12 protein-coding genes are annotated in these 19,520 nt (G+C 74.5%); 9 read left to right on the top strand and 3 right to left on the bottom strand.

What is annotated here, in order from left to right:
* The first annotated feature begins 392 nt into the window (after window positions 1-392).
* From ACFVDM_RS03490 to ACFVDM_RS03465, 6 genes are all read left to right on the top strand, one after another.
* Entirely contained in the window at window positions 393-2,090 is a 1,698-nt protein-coding gene (locus ACFVDM_RS03490) for a glycosyl hydrolase family 18 protein (protein ID WP_383632519.1), read from the top strand.
* Window positions 2,091-2,354: 264 nt separating this feature from the next.
* Window positions 2,355-2,945 carry a nucleotide exchange factor GrpE gene (gene grpE, locus ACFVDM_RS03485; protein ID WP_383632517.1) on the top strand — a complete coding sequence of 197 codons (591 nt, stop codon included), beginning with the start codon at window positions 2,355-2,357 and terminating at the stop codon, window positions 2,943-2,945.
* A 62-nt stretch (window positions 2,946-3,007) separates the two neighbouring features.
* The gene (locus ACFVDM_RS03480; RefSeq protein WP_383632514.1) at window positions 3,008-4,582 is read left to right on the top strand and encodes an Hsp70 family protein; all 1,575 of its coding nucleotides are present in this window, start codon (window positions 3,008-3,010) and stop codon (window positions 4,580-4,582) included.
* A 22-nt stretch (window positions 4,583-4,604) separates the two neighbouring features.
* Window positions 4,605-7,268, top strand: a complete 2,664-nt coding sequence (locus ACFVDM_RS03475; protein ID WP_383632511.1) for a hypothetical protein — start codon at window positions 4,605-4,607, stop codon at window positions 7,266-7,268.
* Between the two features lie 209 nt (window positions 7,269-7,477).
* Window positions 7,478-8,347: a hypothetical protein gene (locus ACFVDM_RS03470; RefSeq protein ID WP_383632508.1), complete on the top strand. Its 870-nt coding sequence runs from the start codon at window positions 7,478-7,480 to the stop codon at window positions 8,345-8,347.
* Window positions 8,348-8,358: 11 nt separating this feature from the next.
* Window positions 8,359-10,872: a hypothetical protein gene (locus ACFVDM_RS03465; RefSeq protein WP_383632505.1), complete on the top strand. Its 2,514-nt coding sequence runs from the start codon at window positions 8,359-8,361 to the stop codon at window positions 10,870-10,872.
* A gap of 43 nt (window positions 10,873-10,915) precedes the next feature.
* Here the strand turns inward: ACFVDM_RS03465 and ACFVDM_RS03460 are convergent, their stop codons facing one another.
* Together ACFVDM_RS03460 and ACFVDM_RS03455 are read right to left on the bottom strand one after the other, a co-directional pair.
* A complete protein-coding gene (locus ACFVDM_RS03460; RefSeq protein WP_383632502.1) occupies window positions 10,916-11,710 on the bottom strand; it encodes a hypothetical protein in 795 nt (264 codons plus the stop codon).
* A gap of 5 nt (window positions 11,711-11,715) precedes the next feature.
* Window positions 11,716-12,108: a hypothetical protein gene (locus ACFVDM_RS03455; RefSeq protein ID WP_383632499.1), complete on the bottom strand. Its 393-nt coding sequence runs from the start codon at window positions 12,106-12,108 to the stop codon at window positions 11,716-11,718.
* A gap of 93 nt (window positions 12,109-12,201) precedes the next feature.
* On the opposite strand from ACFVDM_RS03455, the gene ACFVDM_RS03450 reads away from it, so the two are divergent.
* Entirely contained in the window at window positions 12,202-16,644 is a 4,443-nt protein-coding gene (locus tag ACFVDM_RS03450; RefSeq protein WP_383632497.1) for a CHAT domain-containing protein, read from the top strand.
* A gap of 64 nt (window positions 16,645-16,708) precedes the next feature.
* On the opposite strand, the gene ACFVDM_RS03445 is transcribed toward ACFVDM_RS03450, so the two are convergent.
* The gene (locus ACFVDM_RS03445; RefSeq protein ID WP_383632494.1) at window positions 16,709-17,371 is read right to left on the bottom strand and encodes a ScbR family autoregulator-binding transcription factor; all 663 of its coding nucleotides are present in this window, start codon (window positions 17,369-17,371) and stop codon (window positions 16,709-16,711) included.
* A gap of 124 nt (window positions 17,372-17,495) precedes the next feature.
* On the opposite strand from ACFVDM_RS03445, the gene ACFVDM_RS03440 reads away from it, so the two are divergent.
* Both ACFVDM_RS03440 and ACFVDM_RS03435 read left to right on the top strand, forming a co-directional pair.
* Window positions 17,496-18,566 (top strand): ScbA/BarX family gamma-butyrolactone biosynthesis protein, encoded by a 1,071-nt coding sequence (locus ACFVDM_RS03440; RefSeq protein WP_383632491.1) that lies wholly within the window; start codon window positions 17,496-17,498, stop codon window positions 18,564-18,566.
* Window positions 18,563-19,495 carry an NAD-dependent epimerase/dehydratase family protein gene (locus ACFVDM_RS03435; RefSeq protein ID WP_383632488.1) on the top strand — a complete coding sequence of 311 codons (933 nt, stop codon included), beginning with the start codon at window positions 18,563-18,565 and terminating at the stop codon, window positions 19,493-19,495. Before ACFVDM_RS03440 ends, ACFVDM_RS03435 begins: the two co-directional genes overlap by 4 nt.
* Window positions 19,496-19,520: the final 25 nt, after the last annotated feature.

Below are 19,520 nucleotides of genomic sequence, written 5' to 3'. Positions count from 1 at the left end.
CGGGCGGTACGGGTCGCGGCATCCGGGCAGGCGTGGTCGCGGCCGATACGGGGCCCCGACCTGGGCCGGGCCCTGGGCGATGTAGGTCTAGACCTTAATGACGAACCGGCCCCAGTCAAGGAGTGCGAACGGGTAAGTCCAGGCGTCCACTTTTTAAGATCGAGTGGTTCGTTTTCGAATCACTGGCGGGCTGTTTTTAAGTGATCCTTAAGTCCCTGGTCAACGATGCCGCGCGCCGCCGCGTCCCGTCCCGGCCGCCTCCGAGGGGCGTACGGGGCGTCAAATTGGTCTAGTCCTAATCTTCTTGGGATCGTTGACGTGCAGGTCACGGGCCGGTTATCACTGCTCCAGCTCATTCGCAGCGCAACCCCACTCCCCGCTGGAGGCTGTACGTGCACCCCCGTAAGACATTGATCGCCGCGCTTCTCAGCACGGCCCTCGCCTCGGGCGCGCTCGCCGCGACCGTCGGCATCGGCTCGGCCCAGGCGGCCGGTGCGGAGGCCGCTCCCGCCGCGGGCAAGGTGCGCATCGCGTACTACGACCAGTGGAGCGTCTACGGCAACGCCTTCTACCCGAAGCACCTCGACACCCGGGGCATCGCCGGCCAGCTGGACATCATCAACTACTCGTTCGGCAACATCCACCCCACCGACCTCACCTGCTTCGAGGCGAACAAGGCCGCGGGGGACGACAACAACCCCAACGCCGGTGACGGCGCGGGCGATTCGTACGCCGACTACCAGAAGTCCTTCAGTGCCGCCGACAGCGTGGACGGCGTGGGCGACAAGTGGGACCAGCCGATCGTCGGTGTCTTCAACCAGTTCAAGGAACTGAAGGCGAAGTACCCGCATCTGAAGATCAACATCTCGCTGGGCGGCTGGACCTACTCCAAGTACTTCAGCGACGCGGCCAAGACGGACGCGAGCCGCAAGAAGCTCGTCTCCTCCTGCATCGACCAGTACATCAAGGGCAACCTGCCGGTCGAGGGCGGCTACGGCGGCCCGGGTTCGGCGGCCGGCATCTTCGACGGCATCGACCTCGACTGGGAGTACCCCGGCTCCGACGGCGGCCACCTGGGCAACCACTACGCCCCCGAGGACAAGCAGAACTTCACCCTGCTGCTCGCCGAGTTCCGCAAGCAGCTCGACGCGTACGGCGCGGCCAACGGCGGCAAGAAGTACCTGCTGACCGCCGCGTTCGGGGCCGGCCAGGACAAGATCAAGAACATCGAGACCGACAAGATCGGTCAGTACCTCGACTACGCCAACCTGATGACGTACGACATGCACGGCGCCTGGGACGGCGACGGGCCGACGTACCACCAGTCCCCGCTCTACTCCGGCGGCAACGACCCCTCCGACCCGGTCGCGCCCGGCACCGAGAAGTACTCGGTCGACAACGCGGTCGACTCCTGGATCGACGGCAAGCCGGCGTACGGCATCGCGGGCGGCTTCCCCGCCGCCAAGCTGAACCTGGGCTACGAGTTCTACTACCGCGGCTGGAAGGGTGTCCCGGAGGGGACCACCCACGGCCTCGCCCAGACCGCCACCGGTGGCTCCGCCGCCCGCCCGCTCAGCCAGCAGGCCGGCATCGCCAACTACAAGGAGCTCGGCGGCATCGTCGACAACCCGGCGACGACCTACTGGGACGACGAGGCGAAGGCCTCCTACTTCTACAAGGACGGCGAGTTCTTCACCGGCCTGGACCAGAAGTCCATCCAGGCCCGTGTCGACTACGCCAAGCAGCGCGGACTGGCCGGGGCGATGATGTACTCGCTCATCGGTCTGGACGACAACGCCACCCTGCTGAAGCAGATCAACACCGCGCTCGGCGGCACCACCACCGGGCCCACCACCCCGCCGACGACGCCCCCGACCACCGACCCCACCACGCCTCCCACCACCGACCCCACCGACCCGCCCGCCACCGGCTGCGGCTCGGTCCCGGCGTACGTGGCCGGATCCGTGTACAACGCGGGCAGCGAGGTCTCCTACGGCGGCCACCGGTACAAGGCCCAGTGGTGGACGCAGAACGAGGCGCCGGGAAGCACCGGCGAGTGGGGTGTCTGGAAGGACCTGGGGGCCTGCTGATTCTCCGCACCTCCTGAACCGCCCCGTCACGGCGTGCCCCACCACGCCGCCCCGGCCCCCGCCCGGTGGACACCCGTCCGCCGGGCGGGGGCCGGTGGGCGTGCTGGACCCCGGGGCGGCCCGTCACCGCACGCGGCGGACCGTCTGTTGTCGGCCATATATCGGCGGATGCCCCCCTGAGGGAGGAGAGTTGCGGAAACCCGGCTGTCCGGAGCCGTCGCACGGGCTACGGTCGAGTACACCTTTCGGCGGGAGGGAGCACCGATGTCCGAGACGCCGGCCGAGGCGGAACCGACCGAGGCCGAACCGGCCGTGACGGAGCCCGTGGACACGGAGCCGGTCGGTACGGAACCCGTCGAGGCGGATCCGGGCGTGAGCGGTGGGGAACTCGCGGCACTGACCCGGGAGTTCGTGGCCGCCCTGGCCCGTGAGCAGGAGCTCGCGGCGGCGCGGGAAGCGGTGATCACGCGTCTGCACGGGGAGCTGGAGCAGTTGCGGCGGGGCGAGGTCGAGCAGGCGCTCGATGTCGTGCGCAGGCCGTTGATCCGGCTCCACGACCGCATCCTGCAGCAGGCCGACCGGGTCGACGAGCCCCTGAGCGTCGAGGAGTTGCGGGTGCTCCTGAGGGCCCTGGCGGACGAGACGGCCGATGCGCTGGCGGCATCCGGCGTCGAGCGGTACGAGGCGCGGGAGGGCGATGCCTACGACGCGTCGCGGCACCGGCCGCTCGGGCGGGTCCCCGCCGGGTCGGCCGAGGAGGACCGTCTCGTCGGCCGCGTCGTCACCGCGGGGTTCGAGCAGGGGGAGCGCGTCGTGCGGAAGTCCGAGGTCTTCGTCACCCATTGGGCGCCCTGACCGCCACCCCCCCCGGCCCCCGCCGCAGTGTTCCAGCACCTCTCGACAGCTAGGAGCCGTACATGGCCGTCTACGGAATCGATCTCGGCACCACCTACTCCTGCGTCGCCTGCGTCGACGATGTCGGCCGGCCCACGGTCCTGCGCAATCTGGAGGGGTCGGACACCACACCGTCGGTGGTGTACTTCGAGAACGAGGACCAGACGGTCGTCGGCCAGAGCGCCAAGGACGCGGCGGTGCTCGATCCGGAGAACGTCGTCCAGCTGATCAAGCGGGACATGGGGGAGTCCGTGGAGCGCACCTTCCACGGGCGCTCCTTCACCGCGGAGGAGATCTCCGCGCGCATCGTACGGAAACTCGCCGACGACGCCCGGGTCAGCGGCGGGGCCGAGGTGCGCGACGTGGTGATCACCGTGCCGGCCTACTTCGGGCTCGCGGAGCGGGACGCCACGCGGAAGGCCGGTGAGATCGCCGGACTCCGGGTGCTGGACATCGTCGCCGAACCCATCGCCGCGGCGCTCGACTACGGGGCCCTCGACGTCGCCGCCGGGGGCGACCGCAACGTCCTCGTCTACGACCTGGGCGGCGGCACCTTCGACACCACGGTCCTGACGCTGCGCGGGACCGACCTGAGCGTGCTGTGCACCGACGGTGCCAAGGAACTCGGCGGAGCGGACTTCGACGACCGCATCGTGATGCACCTGGTGGAGACCTTCCGGGACAAGTTCCCCGACGCCGAGGACCCGCTGGCGGACCAGCACTCGGAGACCCAGCTGCGGCGGGACGCCGAGGACGCGAAGAAGGCGCTCTCCTTCCGCGCCCAGTACACGGTCCGCGTCATGCACCAGGGCCTGGTCGCCGAGGTCGATCTGACCCGCGAACTGCTGGAGGAGCTCACCTCCGACCTGCTCGACCGGACGGTCGACATCACCCGGCGCACCATCGCCGTCGCCCAGGAACGCGGAGTCGACCGCTTCGACGAGGTGCTGCTGGTCGGCGGGGCGTCCAAGATGCCCGCGGTCGCGCAGCGGCTCACCGACGCCTTCGGTTTCGAACCGAGGCTCCACAACCCCGATCTGACGGTGGCCCGGGGCGCCGCCCTCTACGCGCTCGACCGGGCGCTGTACGCCATCAACTCCGGCGAGATGCGTGCCGCGGACGCCCCCGACGTCCCCGACACCGGCCGGATCACGCGGCAGCCGTACCAGGTCTCGACCGTCGCCTCGCGCAGCTACGGGATCCGGGTGCTGGACGTCGAGACCGACCGGGACTACGTGTCCCACCTCGTGCACGCGAACGACAGTCTGCCCGCCGCCGTGAGCGAGGACTTCTACACGATCAGGGACGACCAGCGCAAGGTGCACATCCAGGTGATGGAACAGGCGGGCGCCGTCGAGTCGGAGGAGCTCGACCACAACACGGTCGTCGCCGAAGGCAATCTGGACATCCCGCCGGGCAAGCCCGCCCGGTGGCCGTTCGCCTGCGAGTTCTCCCTCAACGCGTCGGGGCTGCTCGACGTGGTCGCCACCGAACGCGAGACGGGAAAACGCCTTCACCTGTCCGTGCAGATCGGCGGCATGACCCGCACCGATGTGGACGAGGCCCGCGTGGCCCTGGGACGGGAGAGGATCGCCTGACGGCGTCCGGGCGCGTGCGGCCATGGCCTTCGACGAATCGCGATACCGGCGCGAGGTGCTCGACGCGGGACTGCCCGTCAAGGAGGACCTGCGGTTCCGTTACCAGCTCCCGCAGGTGCTCCTCGCCCCCGCGGTCGCCGAGACCGTGCGGGCGGTCCGCGCGTGCTGGCGGCGCCAGCGCGGCCGGCTCGCGTACCGGGCGGTCATCGAGGAGCTGGAATCCGGCCATCTGGTGCACCAGCCCCTGTTCGAAGCGGTCGGCGACGGTGATCTGGCCCCCCTGCGCGCGGCCCTGGAGGAACAGGGCAGACGGGCCACGGCGGCGGAGGAGGAACTGACCGCCACCCTGAGCGAGGCCGCCGAAGGACTCGGGCTGATCACCGAGGAGACGCGGCGGCAGGCCGGTCTCGTCCACGGGGCCGACGCGGCACGCGTGGCCACCGCCCTGACCGCCCTGTCCGTCGCCGTCGCGGAGCCGGATCCCCTGCCCGTGGAGCTGCCGCATCCCGCCTACGCGCGCTGCCACCGGCACCTGGCCGTGCTGCGGCTGCGCCATCTCGCCGACTTCCTGGCCGCGAAGGGTCCCGGCGACCGCCGGACCGACCCGGTCCGCCCCTTCACCGGGCCCGCCCCCACGGCGAGCGAGGTGTCGGCGGCCGCCCGGCGCTGGGGCCGCCTCCCGCACAGCGCCGCGCACACGGCGGCGCAGGCCGTCGCCGCCGCCGCGCGCACGGTCGTCGAGGACGCGGGACCCGAGGGCCTGAAGGCGGTGATGCTCCACGAACTGGCGGAACGCGTGCGGGCACGGCACGCGGCGCGGTCCGGGGCGCGCACGCTTCTCGCGTACGCCACCGGCGAGCTGTCCCTGGCACAGGCGGACGCCCGCCGTCTCGTCTTCGCCGTCGTGCACGAACGGGCCGCCGACCCCCTCACCGCACGGTTGCGGTCGCTCGTGGCGGACGGGCTGCTCTCCGAGGCCGCAGCGGTCCTGGACCGGCTGCCTCCCGGAGGGCTGCCGCCGGACGCCGTGGAACTGGCCGGCCGGGTGCGTTCCGTCCTGGCCGAGGCGGAGCAGCTGACCATTCACGCCTCGATCCGCTCCGTCGAGGCCCCCGACCTCGCCTGGGACCTGCTGGACCAGGCCGAGGACATGGTCCGGGATCTGCCCAGGATCCACGAGATGCGGCGCCGGCTGCCCGTGATGAAGGTTCCCCGGGTGCTGGTGACCACGGGCCCCGAAGGGGCGCTGGTCTCCTGGGAGGCCACCGGGTCGACCGCCGGTGAACCGGGATACGTGGTCGTGCGCCAGGTGGGACGGCCACCGCGCTCCGCGGCCGACGGGACCTGTCTGCCGGTGCCCCCGGACGGGTCACGCCAACTGCTGGACGCCGACGTCCCGGTGAACGTCCCCGTCCACTACGGCGTCGCGGTCCGGCGCGCGGTCGAGCCGGACGGTCCGCTGTCCGAGTTCGCCGTCTCCGGTCCCGTGCGGTACCGGCCGGAGGTCCGCGCGGTCGTGGTGGACGCCGCGGACGGTGTGGTGAACGCCCACTGGGAGGTGCCGTCCGAAGCGGTGTCCGTGCGCGTGGCACGCCGCTCCGGCCCCGGCGGAGAACGCCCGGTGCCCGCCCGGCGCGACGGGTTCACCGACAAGGGGCTGACCGACGACGTCACCTACCGCTATCTGGTCCAGGTGCTCTACGGCGAGGCCGACGGCACGGTCGCGGCCTCGAAGGGCACCTGGCTCGCGGCCACCCCCTACGGCCCGCCCGAGCCGGTCACCGGCCTGGCGATCGGTGCCGTGCCCGAGGAACGCGCGCTGTTCGAGGCCCGGTTCGACGCGCCACGGGGCGAGGTGCGGCTCTACGCCTTCGACGGCCCCCCGCCCTGGCCCGTTGGGCGGCGGCTGCCCCCGGCGGAGCTCGACGCCGGAGGCGTCCGGATCACGGCCCGGCCGGTGAGCGGCGGTCTGGTGTTCCGGCCGCCGTGGCACAGCAGCGTCGTGCTGGCGGCCACGGTCGCCGGGGACCGGGCGGTGGCCGGTGCCCGGGAACTGGTCGTCGCGGTCCCGGAACTGCGCGACGTCGCGGTGGCCCGGGGCCCCGGAGAAGCCGTGGTCACCTTCGGCTGGCCGCCCGACGGGCCCAACGAGGTGGAGCTGTTGTGGCACACCGGCGACGGCGCACCGCAGCGGCGGACCGTCACCCGGCTCGGATACCTGCACCGCGCCGGGGCCCGGCTTCCCGTCCCCGGCGGCGCCGCCGTCGAGATCGAGGTACGCCCCGTCGGCAGGGCGCACGGCCTGCGCGCGGTGGGCGAACCGGCACGGCTGGCGCTCCCGGCACGTTTCGACATCGGCTACACCCTGACCCGCCGGGGGCTGCCCGGACGGTCCTCGGTACGGGCGGTGTTCACCTCCCCGGTCCCCGTGCGGGTGCCCGGACTGCTGCTCGTCGCCTCCTATGGGCCGTCATGGCCCCTGGCCGCGGGGGACGGCGACACCCTGGCCGGGCTCGGCGCGGTCGAGGTCGGGCCCGGCAGCCCGGCCGTCCTCACGGCCCGGCTGCCCCGGGGCCGGGTCCCCTGGCTGCGCTGTTTCGCCGTCGGTGAGGAATCCGTCCTCGTCGATCCCCCGACGCGGCAGCTGCGCATGGCGGCCGGACGGGCGGGGCGATGGCGTTCCTGACGCACGGCCCGGGTGCCTGGACGTGTCCGTCGTGTCTGCGGAGGCTCTCCCGCACCGATATCGCCTTCCGGTGCGTGCGGGGCTGCGGCGGACGGCCGCGCGTGCCGGCCACGGCACCGCTTCCGCCCGCCGTCCGCTGCCGCACCTGCGCGCGCACGACGGGACGTCCGCACTGCGGCCGGTGCGGTGAGCGGCTGCCGGAGGGGTACGTGGCGGACCGCAGCCGCGTCGTCGTCCTCGCGGGCGCGGCGGGCAGCGGACGCAGCACCTTCGTCGCCGTCGCCCTGCACGCCCTGCGGCACCGCCTCGGCGAGGAACAGGGCCTGACCCTGCTGCCCCGCGACGACCGCACCGCGACCGAGGCGCGCCTGCGGTACGAGCGGCCGTTCTACGAGGACGAGCACCCGCCGCCCGTGGCGCCCGGTGCCGGGGTGGCGCTGGTCCACCGGCTGAGCCGGAGCACGGGACGACGCCGGCCCGCCGTCTCGCTCGTGCTCCTCGACACGTCCGGACCGCGGTTCGCGGACCCGGAACCGGACGAGAGCGAGCTGCGGAAACTGGACGTGGCGGACGCGGTCCTGCTCCTGCTGGACCCCCGGGACCTGACCGGTGCGGTCTCGCCCGCGGCCGGACGGGCGCCGACCGGGGACTCCCTGCGGGTGGCGGAGCGGGTGCTCGACCGGCTGCGTACCGGAAGGGGCCGGTCCGCCGCCGGGGGCCGGGCCCGCGTTCCGGTCGCCGTCGCCGTACCGAAACTGGACCTCGTCACCCCGTGGCTGCCGCCCCACTCGCCCCTGCACCGGGAGCGCCGTCCCGGCACCGGGTTCGACGCCGACGACCGGTCGGCCGTGCACACGGAGCTGCGGGCCCTGCTGGCGCTGTGGCAGGGCGAGGAGATCGACGGATGGCTCCGCGAACGCTGCGCGGACCACCAGCTCTTCGCCTTCTCCGCGCTGGGCGCCGCACCGCGCGGCGCCACGGTGCCGCCCGGCGGACCCCGGCCGCACCGGGCGGAGGACCCGCTGCTGTGGCTGCTGCACCGCTTCGGGCTGCTCGACGGCGCCGGACCCGGACGCTGAGGGGGGCGGCGTTGCCCAGGCGCGAGGGCGGGACGACGACGGGCACACCGCGCGGGTTCCTGCGCGCGTGCGCCGAGACCACCGCGAAGATCCTGGCCTTTCCGTTCATGGCCGTGGTGCTCCTCGGCACCTGCGCGGTGTTCTTCCTCCTCATGGGCGTCGGATTCGCCTTCTTCTACGTCTTCGGCGTGCTCCCGAGGCTCGTCGTCCGCCACGCGAAGACCGTATGGCGGCTGACCGGCGGCCCGGCCCCGGCGGCCGGGGGCACCGAACCGGTCAGGACCCCGTACCTCTCCCGGTCCGGACCCCGGGTGCTCCGGGCCCTGTTCCGCGACCACGGGGAGGCGTGCGCCGTGGAGGCGAAGCGCGCGCTCACCCGGGACTACGAGATCTTCGTGACGGCCGGCCGGCCCCGCGACCGTTCCTCGGTGCTGATGGACGCCTTCGTCGGCCTCTCCGGATGCCTGTACCGGAGCCTGTGGCTTCTGGCCGTCGCCCTGGTGGCGACCGTGCTGGTCCTGTCGGCGTCACTGTTCCACCTCCTGGTCTGGGCCGTGCTGGCGGGAGCCCTCCGGCTGTGCCGCGCAGGCGTCCGGGCCGCCGACCGGGCCGCCCGCCGGCCCGGCGCCCCGTGCCCGCACCCGTCGTGCGGGCGGTACGTGACCCGGCCCGTACGGCTCTGCCCCGGCTGCGGTCTGCTCCACCGGAACCTCGTGCCCGACCGGAACGGCGCCCTGCACCACACCTGCCGCTGCGGGATCCGGCTGCCCGCGGCCGTCCTCTCCGGCATCCGCCGCCTGGACGCCCAGTGCCCGCACTGCTCCCGCCCGCTGCCACGGGACGACACCCGGCCCCACGCGGTCCTCGTCGCCGGGGCGCCCGGCTCCGGCCGCAGTACCGTGGCGCGCACCGGGCTCGTCCAGGTGTCCCGGCTGGTGCGCTCGCTGGGCGGCAGCGCCGGCGGCGGGGTGCCCGGGACCACCGCGACCGGGCTGTACCGCCTGCGCGGCCGCCGCCGCTCCCTCACCCTGCTCGACCCGCCCAAGGGTGCCTTCGCCGGGCAGTCGAAGCTCGACACCATGGACGGGCCGCGCCATGCCGACGGTCTGCTGCTGGTGCTCGACGGGCCCGCGCTCGGCACCGTACGACGGGCCTCGACCACCGAGGAGCGCGAGCGGATCTCCTCGGTGCCGCAGGCCCGCCAGGACCCCGTCGAAGCCGCCGAGCGCGTGCTGCGCACCGTCGTCACGCTCCCCGCGCGGCAGCGTCCCCGCCGTATCGCCGTCGTCGTGACGAAGAGCGCCGCGCTCCGCACCGTCTCGGCCGGTGCGGAACTCGGGGACGGCGACGACGCCGTACGCGCGTGGCTGGTGACGGCGGGCGCCGGAAACCTGGTGCGCCTGCTGGGGGAGACCGGCGCCCCGGTGCGCTTTCTGGCCGACGGCGCGGGGGCGCGCGGGAACACGGACCTCGGGGCCCTGCTGCTCTGGACGGCGGGCATCCGGGCCGCCCCCCGGCGACGCCCGGCCCTCTCCCTCCCCGGGCTGCCGCGCCCGGTCCGCCGCCGCCCCTCCCGGCGGCGGACCGGACCCGCCCGCGGTGCTCTGGTGCTGTCGCACGCCGCCGGATTCGCGGCCCTTCCGCTGCTGTCCGTCCTGTTGATGACCTCGTCCCTCCCGGCCACCTCGCTCTTCGGCCTGCCCGCGGCCTACGACCGATGGGCCGGACCGCTGCACTCCCACCACACCGAACAGGACTTGACGGCCTATCACAAGGGCGTCAAGTGGCCGGTGTTCAAGGCGAGTTACACGGCGGGCGGGGCGAGCCCGGACGGTGCCCGGACGGGCATCGTCGGCCTCTGGTCGACATCGGGAAGCCCCAACAGGGGCAAGGGCGGCAAGGGGGACTGGCTGGAGGTGGACTTCGGCCTGCCGGTGCCGATCTCCCGGATCGAGTTGATGATCGGTACCGTCGCCGACGAACAACCCCCCACGCGCGCTCTGGAGATCCTGACGCGGAACGGCACCGGACGCTGGACGGAACGGACCGTCACGCACCGCGTCGAACCGGACCCCGCCGTTTCCGTCGCCGACGACGACATCACCGTGGGGGCCACCGCGTCGGCGCTCAGGATCAACATCCCCGCCGAGGCCGAACCCGGCGGGGTGTTCCTCGGCACGCTGCGCGTCTGGTCGCCCTCCAACGGACTGCTCCGGCTGCGGCCCGACGGTCCGGACCTGCTGATCACCAGCACGGTGAACCGGCCGGTGGCCGTCGACGTCCGGCCCCCGGCCCTGCCGCCCGGCTGGCGTGCCGACCCCGCCGGGACCGCACCGGGCGGGATCGCCGCCGGTGCCACCGTCCCGGCCGGTTTCCGGCTGCACGCCACGGACGGGGCCCGTGCCGGCCCGGTGCGCTACGAGGTGCGCGTCACGGAGGACGGGCACACCGCCACCGCCGTCTGCGTGGCCTGGCTGACCCCGACCCCGTCCGGACCGAGGACGCGTCCGCTCGCCTGCGGCTGACCGGACGCACCACCCGGCACGAACGGGGCGTACGCGGCCCCGCTCAGGTGCGGGGCGTGCTCAGAACGGCCTCCGCCGTGCTCGCGAACAGGTCGGCCGCGCGCCGCAGCCACCGCCAGGCGCCCAGCCAGGCCACGGCCCCCACGAGGGCGGCGGGCCACCAGCACACCCCCAGGGCCAGACAGGCGATGCTCCAGACCGTCGCCTCGCACGCCTCGTCGTAGCCCTCGCGCGCCTCGGCCACGGCGGCGCGGTCGCCGTCCGGCAACTCCAGCAGGAGCGCGACCCACGACGCCTCCACGGTCAGGCCGCGCGCCGCGCGGACCCGGTCCGCCGCCGCCCGCAACCGGTCGCCCGTCCAGGTCGGCGTCCTCGGGGCGGACCTGGGCGCGGCCGCCGCACGCGCCTCCAGCCGGGCCGCGCGCAGGACCTCCCCGCGGCCCCGGCTGCGCAGGGCGTCGTCCCGCAGCGCGTCCGGCGCACGCCAGCGCCGGACCCGGGACGCCCGCATCCGCTCGCCCACCGGTGCCAGCCACCACGGCCACGCACCGGCGGCCAGCAGACTCACCGCCCGCGCCGCCACCGGCACGACGAACGCCCCGCAGACCACCGCGAGCGCGTAGAGCAGCAGCGTCGTCGTCGTGGTGTGCGGGGTGCCGCCGCCCGCGGTGCCCAGCTGCCGCTCCAGCCGGCGGGCGGCACGACCGGCGTCGTACCAGTGGGAGTGGCCCGGCCCGCCCGCGAGAAAGGCGACCGCGACGAAGAGCGCCGACGGCAGCAGGCGGCGCAGGAACCAGCGGTCCGGCAGCCGGCTCTGGAGAGCGAGCAGCAGCCCCATGCCGGTCAGTCCCCCACGAAACGCATCGCCCGTCCCACCAGCGCGCAGCGCGGAGCGTCCCGCTCCGGCGCGCCGCCCTCGGTGCGCCGTACGCGCGAACAGGCACCGGTGGGACAGACCCAGCCCGCCGTACGGGGCGAGGGGCCGGGCCACTCCGTGCCGCCCATGGGCGTCGTCAGGCCGAGCCCGCCCGGCAGGCCCCCCGCCTCCAGGGACTCGTGCAGACGCAGGACGGCGGCGTACCACTCCTCCGTGAACGGTTCGCCCGAGGTGATCGCCCCGACCCGGCCGGCCCAGTCGGGGCCGCCGAACTCCTCTTCCAACAGGGCGAACTGGGCGCACAGATATTCAACGGCCCCCTCATAGGCCTCGCGTCGCAGCCGTTCCGCCTTGCGCACCTGTCACGCTCCCCGTCCCCGGACGTGCTCCGCGTCGCTGAACCACACCTCTGACACCGGTCCTTGACGCTGTGTCACCGTAGGATACGCGTCATGTCTGACGACGCGTTGATCCGTCGTGTGGCCGGCCGTCTGGACCGGGCCGAAAGGACCCAGGACCGCCGGGAGCTGCTGAGCGAGGAGGCCGCGGCCGACGCCCTCCGGCTGCTCGTGACGGTGGCACCGTCGCCGGACCGGGAGGTCCGGTTCGGCCCCCTGCTGCTGATCTGCTGGACGTACTGGTTCCGCGCGGGGGCGGGGGAGGAGAACCCGGAGGCCGAGGCGGAGGCCGCGATCGCCCTGGCCCTGCGCGCCACCCTGCGCCCCCGGCTCCCCGATCCGCGGATGCTGCCCGAACTGCCGCCGGAGGCCGGGGAACCGGAGACCGACCCGCACGCCTGCCTCGCGGACTTCGCCTGCCTCATGAGCGCCGCCTGCACCACCGTCGCCGGGTACCCGGGGGAGTGCGACGACCCGGCCCGAGCGGCCGCCCTCTACGACCAGGGGATCGCCTGGCTGCTCGACGCGTTCACCGTGATGCCCGCCGCCCACGAGGGATACGGCGACCTCTCCACGGCACTCGTCGCGCTGCGCATGCAGCGGTTCGAGGCGCTGGCCGAACCCGACTCGCTGACGGCGGCGGCCCGGACCGCGGCCAAGGCGTGCGTCCTGGTGCCGCCCTCGCACCCCCGCCAGGGCGCCGTGCTGCCCCGGCTGTTCGACGTGGTCGTCCGGGCCGCCCTGCTGCTGGGCGAACCCGCCCCGGAGCGGGTCGAGCACCTGCTCGCCGGCTACGGCATCACCCCGCTGCCCGACACGGCCGGCGCGCTCGCCCGGCTGCGGGAGCTGTGGCGCGCCGCCCACCAGGACCCCGCCGAGGCCCACGCCGCCACCGGACTGCTGCTGGCCGCGGAGTACCTGGGCAGCGGGACCGCCCATGTCCTGGCCTGCGCGGCCGTACGCGTACGGGCCGCGCTCGCCGCGCTGCCGCCGGACGCCCCGGACCGCGGCGTCCTCGCCGCCACCCTGCACGACATCCTCGACCGGCTGGGCGAGGACACCGGCGACGCCCCGCGTCCCGAGGCCGGACCGAAGGAACGGATCGAGGCGGCCGTCGTACGGTACTTCCTGATCCAGCGCGACCAGGACCGGCAGCGGACGGGCGAGGCGGCCGCCCTGCTCGACCACGTCCTGGACCTGGCGGAGCAACTGGCCCGCGCCCACGGCCTGCCCGGCCTCCCCGCCGACGTACGGGCCGCCGTCGCCTTCGCCGACTGCCTCGTCGACCAGGCCCCGGACGATCCCTCGGACCGGCCGTTCGAACGGCTCCGCCGCTACCGCCGGGCCTTCGACGCACTCGCACCGGACGACGCGCTGCGCCCGGTGCTCGGCGTCGTCCTCGCCGGGTCGGCGCTGCTCAGGGCGGAGGACCCGCCCGACGGCCCGCCGGGCGCGGCCGCGCGGTGGAGGGCGACGGCCGCCGAGGTCACCGAGGCGACGGCGGCCTGCGCGCCCGAGGGATTCGAACCCCTCGTCTGGCTCCGCGCCGGGCACACGCGCGAGGCGGTCTTCGGCGCCCTGTGCGCGCTCACCGATCCCCCGTGGTCCGCCGACTCGGAGCGTGTCCTGGGCCGCATGGGCTGCGAGGCACTGCGCGAAGCGGGCGGACTGCTCACGTCGGCCGCCGCCGCGATCAGGGAGGAGATGGGAGGCGACCTCGCGGGCCTGCGGTCCATGCTCGCGCTGCTGGAGGAGGACGACGCCGAACCACCCACCCTGGCGGCCCGGGTCGGGGACATCCGGACCGTACTGGACCGGCTCGGCGGGGACGAGGACCTGCGGGGCGCGGCGGTCGAGTGGCTGGGCACCCTGCTGGGCACGGAGGACCTGAGCACCGCCGACGCCGGGACCCTCACGGACGCCGCCGCGATCCTGCGCCAGGCGTACGAGGAGACCGGCTCCTCCGACGCGGTGGCGGCCCGGCTCGCCGAACTGCTCGTGGTGCTGGGCGCGACGACCGGCGAGGCGGACCTGGTGATGGAATCGGTCGCCGTCCACGAGGAACGGGAGGGGTTCCCGCCGGGCGGGGAGCCGCAGAGCGCGGGGGAGACCTTCCGGGCGCTCTACTTCGCGGTCATGGCCGACATCCTCGCCTACACCCACGCGCACGACCCCGACCGGATGGAGCACGCCCGGGACCTGCTGCCCCGGCTGATCGAGGCCGGTCGGCGGGCCGACGCCGAGGAACCCGGGACGGACGAGAACCGCAGCCGCGCCGAGAACCTGAAGAACCTGATCGCTCTCGTCGGCCCCGGCGGCGGCCCGGCCACCGGCACCACGGACGAGGAGGTCGAGGCATGCCGCCGGACGTTCCGGGCCGCGCCCCCGGGGCCGAACCGGACATCCGCGGGCATGACCCTGAACAGAGCCCTGCTGCTGCGCTCCATGGCGGTGGGGCCCGGCGATCCGGACGCCGCCGGCCGGCTGATCGACGAGGCCGAGACCGTGCTCGACGCGATCGCGGACGACTGCGACGCGGCGGTCGTCAGGATGGTGCGGACGATGGCCGCCCATCTGCGCGCCGGACCGGGCGGGCCGCCCGTGGCCGGCCCGGACGTCCTCGCCCGGCGAGCCGACGGGGAGGACGCGGGTCCGGCGACCGGACCGATGGGCGGGCTGACGTCCTCCCTGTGGAGTTCGCTCGCGCCCGGGGACCGGCTGGAGCGGCATCTCGCCGTGCTGCGCAGCCCCGGCCTCTCGGTCTGGATGCGCGCCCACGCCGGGATCGCGGCGGCGGTGAACTGCACCGACGTCAACAGGGAGGACATCGACCGGGCGCTGGCACTGGGCGCGGAGACCGTGGAGCTGCTGGAGCGGGTGACCGACCGGGGAGGTCCGCAGCACGCCGCCGAGCACGGACTCCTGGGCTTCGACGGCGATATGCGCATGCTCACGGGAATGATCGCGATCCACCTGCTGCACCGGCGCAACGCGACCCACGCCATGGAGGTGGCGGAGGGGCTGCGGACGGTCACCGAACGCCTCGAACGTCTCGAACGCGGCGACGAGGCCGCGCTCGCCGCGCTCACGGCCGCCCTTCCGGACCCGGGGCTGATCCGCACCGTGCGGGGCCCCCGGGTCGAAGCGGCCCTGGCCCTGCACGAACGCGGTCGCGGCCTGCTCCTGGCCAGGCGCCTGGAATCCCGTACCGATCTCGGCGCCCTGGCCCGGGAACACCCCGCCCTGTCCTCCCGGTTCGCCCGGATCACCGGGGAACTGGAGCGGGGGCCGGGCGACGGAACCGGCCGCGCCCGGCTGGCGGCGCGGCGCGCCTCCGGGGAACTGGACCGGCTCATCGCGCACATCCGGACGCGACCGGGCTTCGAGGACTTCCTCGCCCCGCTCCCGCCGGAGCGCCTGCGCGCCCTCGCGGCCGAGGGACCGGTCGTCGTGCTCAACCACGCGGGCACCCTCTCGTGCGTCGCCTTCGTCGTCACCGCCGAGGGGGCGACCGCGCTGCTCCTGGACGTGCGGGCCCAGGAAGTCACGGCGGCGGCGGAGGAGTTCGCCCGGGCCATCGCGACGATCCACGCGCGCGGCGGCAGACGGCCGCCGCCGTCCCGGCTGATCGAGGCCCGGGACACGATCCACCGGCTGCTCGGCTGGACCTGGCACACCGTGGTGGAGCCCGTACTCGACCAGCTGCGGAGCGACGGTGCGCTGCCCCCGGGCACCGCACCGCCGAGGATCTGGTGGGTGCCGACCGGACCGTTCGGGGCGCTGCCGCTGCACGCGGCGCAGTGCGTGTCCGAGGACTGCGAGCGGGGACGGGGCAGCGCGCTCGACGAGGTCGTCTCCTCCTACGTCCCGGGATTCCAGACCCTGGCCCACGCCCGGTCCCGGGCGGCCCGGCGGCCCGGAACCGGGACGGAGCGCGCGCTGATCGTCTCCGAGACGGACGAGATCCTGCCGGGCGCCGTGGCCGCGGCCCGGCTCACCGCGGACGCCTTCGCCCACCCGACCCTGCTCGTCGGGGACGCCGCCACCCGTCCGGCGGTTCTCGCGGCCCTGGAACGGTCCCAGTGGGTGCAGTTCGGCTGCCACGCCCACGGCTCGCCCGAGGAGCCCTCGGGCGGGTGGATCCAGCTGCCGTCCGGGGAGGCGCTGTCCGTGGCCGACATCTGCCGGATCCGGCCCGAGTCGACCCGGCTCGCCGTGCTCACGGCCTGCGGTACCGCGCGGACGTCCACCCGGCTCACGGACGAGGCCGTGCATGTCTCCGGCGCGTTTCTGCTGGCCGGCTATCCGCAGGCGGTGGGCACGCTGTGGGAGGTGGAGAGCACGCGGATCGGCGCGTTCCTCGCCGCCTTCCACGCCCGCTCCCCGGTCGGCGGGCCGACGGCCGCGTACGCGGTCCACGAGGCGGTCAGGGAGCTGCGGGACCGTGCGCCGGACCGGCCGCACGAATGGGCCGCGTACCTGCACGCGGGAGCCTGACCGGACCGGACCGTGACTCCCCGGCCGGACCCGGCCGTGGTCCGCCCGCCGGACCCGGGCGGGCTCAGCCGGACGCCGCGGCCTGGCTCGGCACCGTCTCCCGGCCCAGGACCAGCCGCTCGCCGCGGTCCTCCGCCATGTCCAGTGTGGCCAGGACGGCCGGGGTCGAGATGCTGGGCAGGATGTAGTGGAGCAGGACCGAGATGCGCCGGCCCAGGTCCTCGCGGTTGGACAGGACCTGGGACATCACCTGGATGCCCGAGAAGGAACCCGCCAGCATCTCCGCGGCCTCACCCGGATTGACGTGCGGCAGCAGCTCGCCCTGGCCCTTGGCGGCGGCCAGCAGCTGCTCGATCCGGTCTATCCAGCCACGGAACGGAGTGCCCCTGACCAGGCCCTCCACGGCCTGGTCCATGGCCAGGCCGACGCTCGCCCGGACCAGCGGCTCGTGGCGAAGCCGGTAGGCCAGGAGCATGCCCTGGTCCACCAGCTCCTGGAGCTTGGTGAGCTGCGGGGGCAGCGGATCGCTGTCCAGCTGGATGTCCATCACGCCGAGCGCGAGCTCTTCCTTCGAGGCGAAGTGGAAGTACATCGCGCCCTTGGTCACCCCGGCCCGAGCCAGGATCTCGCTGATGGTGGCGCTGCTGTAGCCCCGCTCGTCGAACACGTCTGCGGCCGCCACCAGGATCGAGTGCCGGGTCTGGATCGCGCGCGCCTGCTGTGCCATCAGCTTCTCTCTAATAGTGGCGTGGTGGGGGCCACAGGGGGTTGGCTGGAGGGGAATACCGGGCTGTCAGTATCTTACTCGGGGCGGCTCGGCCCGTCGGCGCGGATCCTCCTGGGGGAACTTCATGGTTCGGCTCACCTCACGCAGCGCTTCGACCGCGGTGGACGACGCCCGGTCCGCCGAGCGCGCCACCGGCACCGGCCGCCCGTCCGGACCACCCGCCGAAGGCGCGGAAGCGGAAGCCGCCGCCGGGGTCGGGGAACCGGGCCACAGAGGCTGGGCGCCCGAGCGGCTGGGTGAGCTGGTTCACCGGACCGATCTGCGGGACGCCTTCCCCACCGGACTGACCCCGCTCACCGAGACCCAGTTCTCCGTCGCCGCGCGCTGGCCCCGCGCCCACCGCTTCTTCGCCCCCGTCGGCCGCCACCAGGACCCGCTCCTCATAGCGGAGACCATGCGGCAGACGACGATGCTGATCGCCCACGCCCAGTTCGGCGTGCCGGTGGGCGACGCCTTCGTGATGTGGGAGCTGCGCTACACCTCCGCGTCCGAACGCCTCGAACGCAACGACGAACCGTGGGACATCACGGTGGACGTCTCCTGCTCCCGGATCCGCAGGCGCGGCCGGAGCCTCGGCTCCATGCACCTCGAACTGCTGCTGCACCGGCGCGGCACCGTCCTCGCCACCGGCGGCGGCCGGATCAGCTGCTCCTCGGCGCGGGCGTACCAGAAGATGCGCGGGCACCGCGGCGCGGTCCTCGACACCCCGATACCCCTCCTGCCCGCCGTCGCGCCGCGCACGGTCGGCAGGACCCGCGAACAGGACGTCGTCCTCTCGCCCGACGCGGCCCCCGGGGCGTGGCAGCTGCGGCTGGACACCCGCCACCCGACCCTCTTCGGGCGCCCCAACGACCACGTACCGGGCATCCTGCTCCTGGAAGCGGCCCGGCAGGCCGCGCACGCCGCGGGTGGCGCCCCCTTCCTGCCGACGACGATGCAGGCCGATTTCCACCAGTACGTGGAGCTGGACCGCCCCTGCCGGATCGAGGCCGAGGAACTCCCGGCGGAGGGGGCCCTGCCCGCCGGGGTGCGGGTGCGGGCCGTGCAGGACGGCACCCCGGCCTTCACCTGCGACCTGTTCTCGGCCGACCTGCCGGCGGCCGGCCCCCACGACGTCCGGAGCGACCGCGCATGAGCCCCCGCCTTCTCATCACCGGAGCGACCGGATTCATCGGCGGCCGGGTGGCCGCCGCCGCCCGCGCCACGCCCGGGGTCCGGCTCCGCCTGATGACCCACCGCACCGCCCTCGGCACCTCCCTCACCGGGCCCGGGGTGGAGACGGTGCGCGGCGACCTCGCCGACCCCGCGTCCCTGCGCGGCAGCTGCGACGGCGTGGACGCGGTCATCCACTGCGCCTCCCGGCTCGACGCCGACGAGGCCACCCTCCGCGCCGTCAACGACCACGGCACCCGCGCCCTCGTCGACGAGGCGGTCCGGGCCGGGGCCGGGCGGATCGTCCAGCTCTCCACCGCCTCCGTCTACGGCCGGGGCCCCTTCACCGCACTGCTGCCGGAGGCCGCCCCGCTCGCCCCGGTCTCCGCGGCCAGCCGCACCCGGGCCGCCGCCGAGCGCCACGTCCTGGAGGCCCAGGGAGCGGTGCTGCGCCCGCACCTGGTGTACGGGACGGGGGACCGGTGGGTCGTCCCGGGACTGGTGGGGCTGCTGCGGTACCTGTCCGCCGCGCCCGCCGGCTGTCCGGCCCGCCATTCGATGATCGATGTGGAGAGCCTGGGCCGGGCCCTGCTCGGCGCCGCCCTCGCCCCGGCCGCGCCGTCCGGCGTCTTCCACGTCAACCACCCCGAACCGGTCGGCTGCTCGGAGCTGCTGTCCACCGTGCTCGGCGCCCTCCGGCCGCCCGGCGTCGACGGGGAGATCGGCACGGACGAGGCGTGGGCCCGGCTGGAGGCGGCCCCGAGGGCCCGGCACCACTTCGAGATGCTGGCCGTGGACCACTGGTTCGACGACGACCGCGCCGAGAAGGAACTCGACTGGATCCCCGGCCCCGCCTTCGCAGAGTCCTTCGCCGCGCACGCCTCCTGGTACCGGGAGTTCCTCGCCCGCTGACCCCTGCGCCGTCGTCGAAGGGCGG

Source organism: Streptomyces sp. NPDC057682 (genome assembly GCF_042799575.1).
Taxonomy (GTDB): Bacteria; Actinomycetota; Actinomycetes; order Streptomycetales; family Streptomycetaceae; genus Streptomyces.
The sequence above is the reverse complement of the archived record's forward strand: the minus strand, read 5'-3'. Positions and strand labels throughout refer to the sequence as shown.

Excerpts from the sequence above, each read along its gene's own strand:
- grpE (WP_383632517.1), top strand. The coding sequence starts at position 2,355 with ATGTCCGAGACGCCGGCCGAGGCGGAACCGACCGAGGCCGAACCGGCC.
- ACFVDM_RS03480 (WP_383632514.1), top strand. The coding sequence starts at position 3,008 with ATGGCCGTCTACGGAATCGATCTCGGCACCACCTACTCCTGCGTCGCC.
- ACFVDM_RS03475 (WP_383632511.1), top strand. The coding sequence starts at position 4,605 with ATGGCCTTCGACGAATCGCGATACCGGCGCGAGGTGCTCGACGCGGGA.
- ACFVDM_RS03460 (WP_383632502.1), bottom strand. The coding sequence starts at position 11,710 with ATGGGGCTGCTGCTCGCTCTCCAGAGCCGGCTGCCGGACCGCTGGTTC.
- ACFVDM_RS03450 (WP_383632497.1), top strand. The coding sequence starts at position 12,202 with ATGTCTGACGACGCGTTGATCCGTCGTGTGGCCGGCCGTCTGGACCGG.
- ACFVDM_RS03445 (WP_383632494.1), bottom strand. The coding sequence starts at position 17,371 with ATGGCACAGCAGGCGCGCGCGATCCAGACCCGGCACTCGATCCTGGTG.
- ACFVDM_RS03440 (WP_383632491.1), top strand. The coding sequence starts at position 17,496 with ATGGTTCGGCTCACCTCACGCAGCGCTTCGACCGCGGTGGACGACGCC.
- ACFVDM_RS03435 (WP_383632488.1), top strand. The coding sequence starts at position 18,563 with ATGAGCCCCCGCCTTCTCATCACCGGAGCGACCGGATTCATCGGCGGC.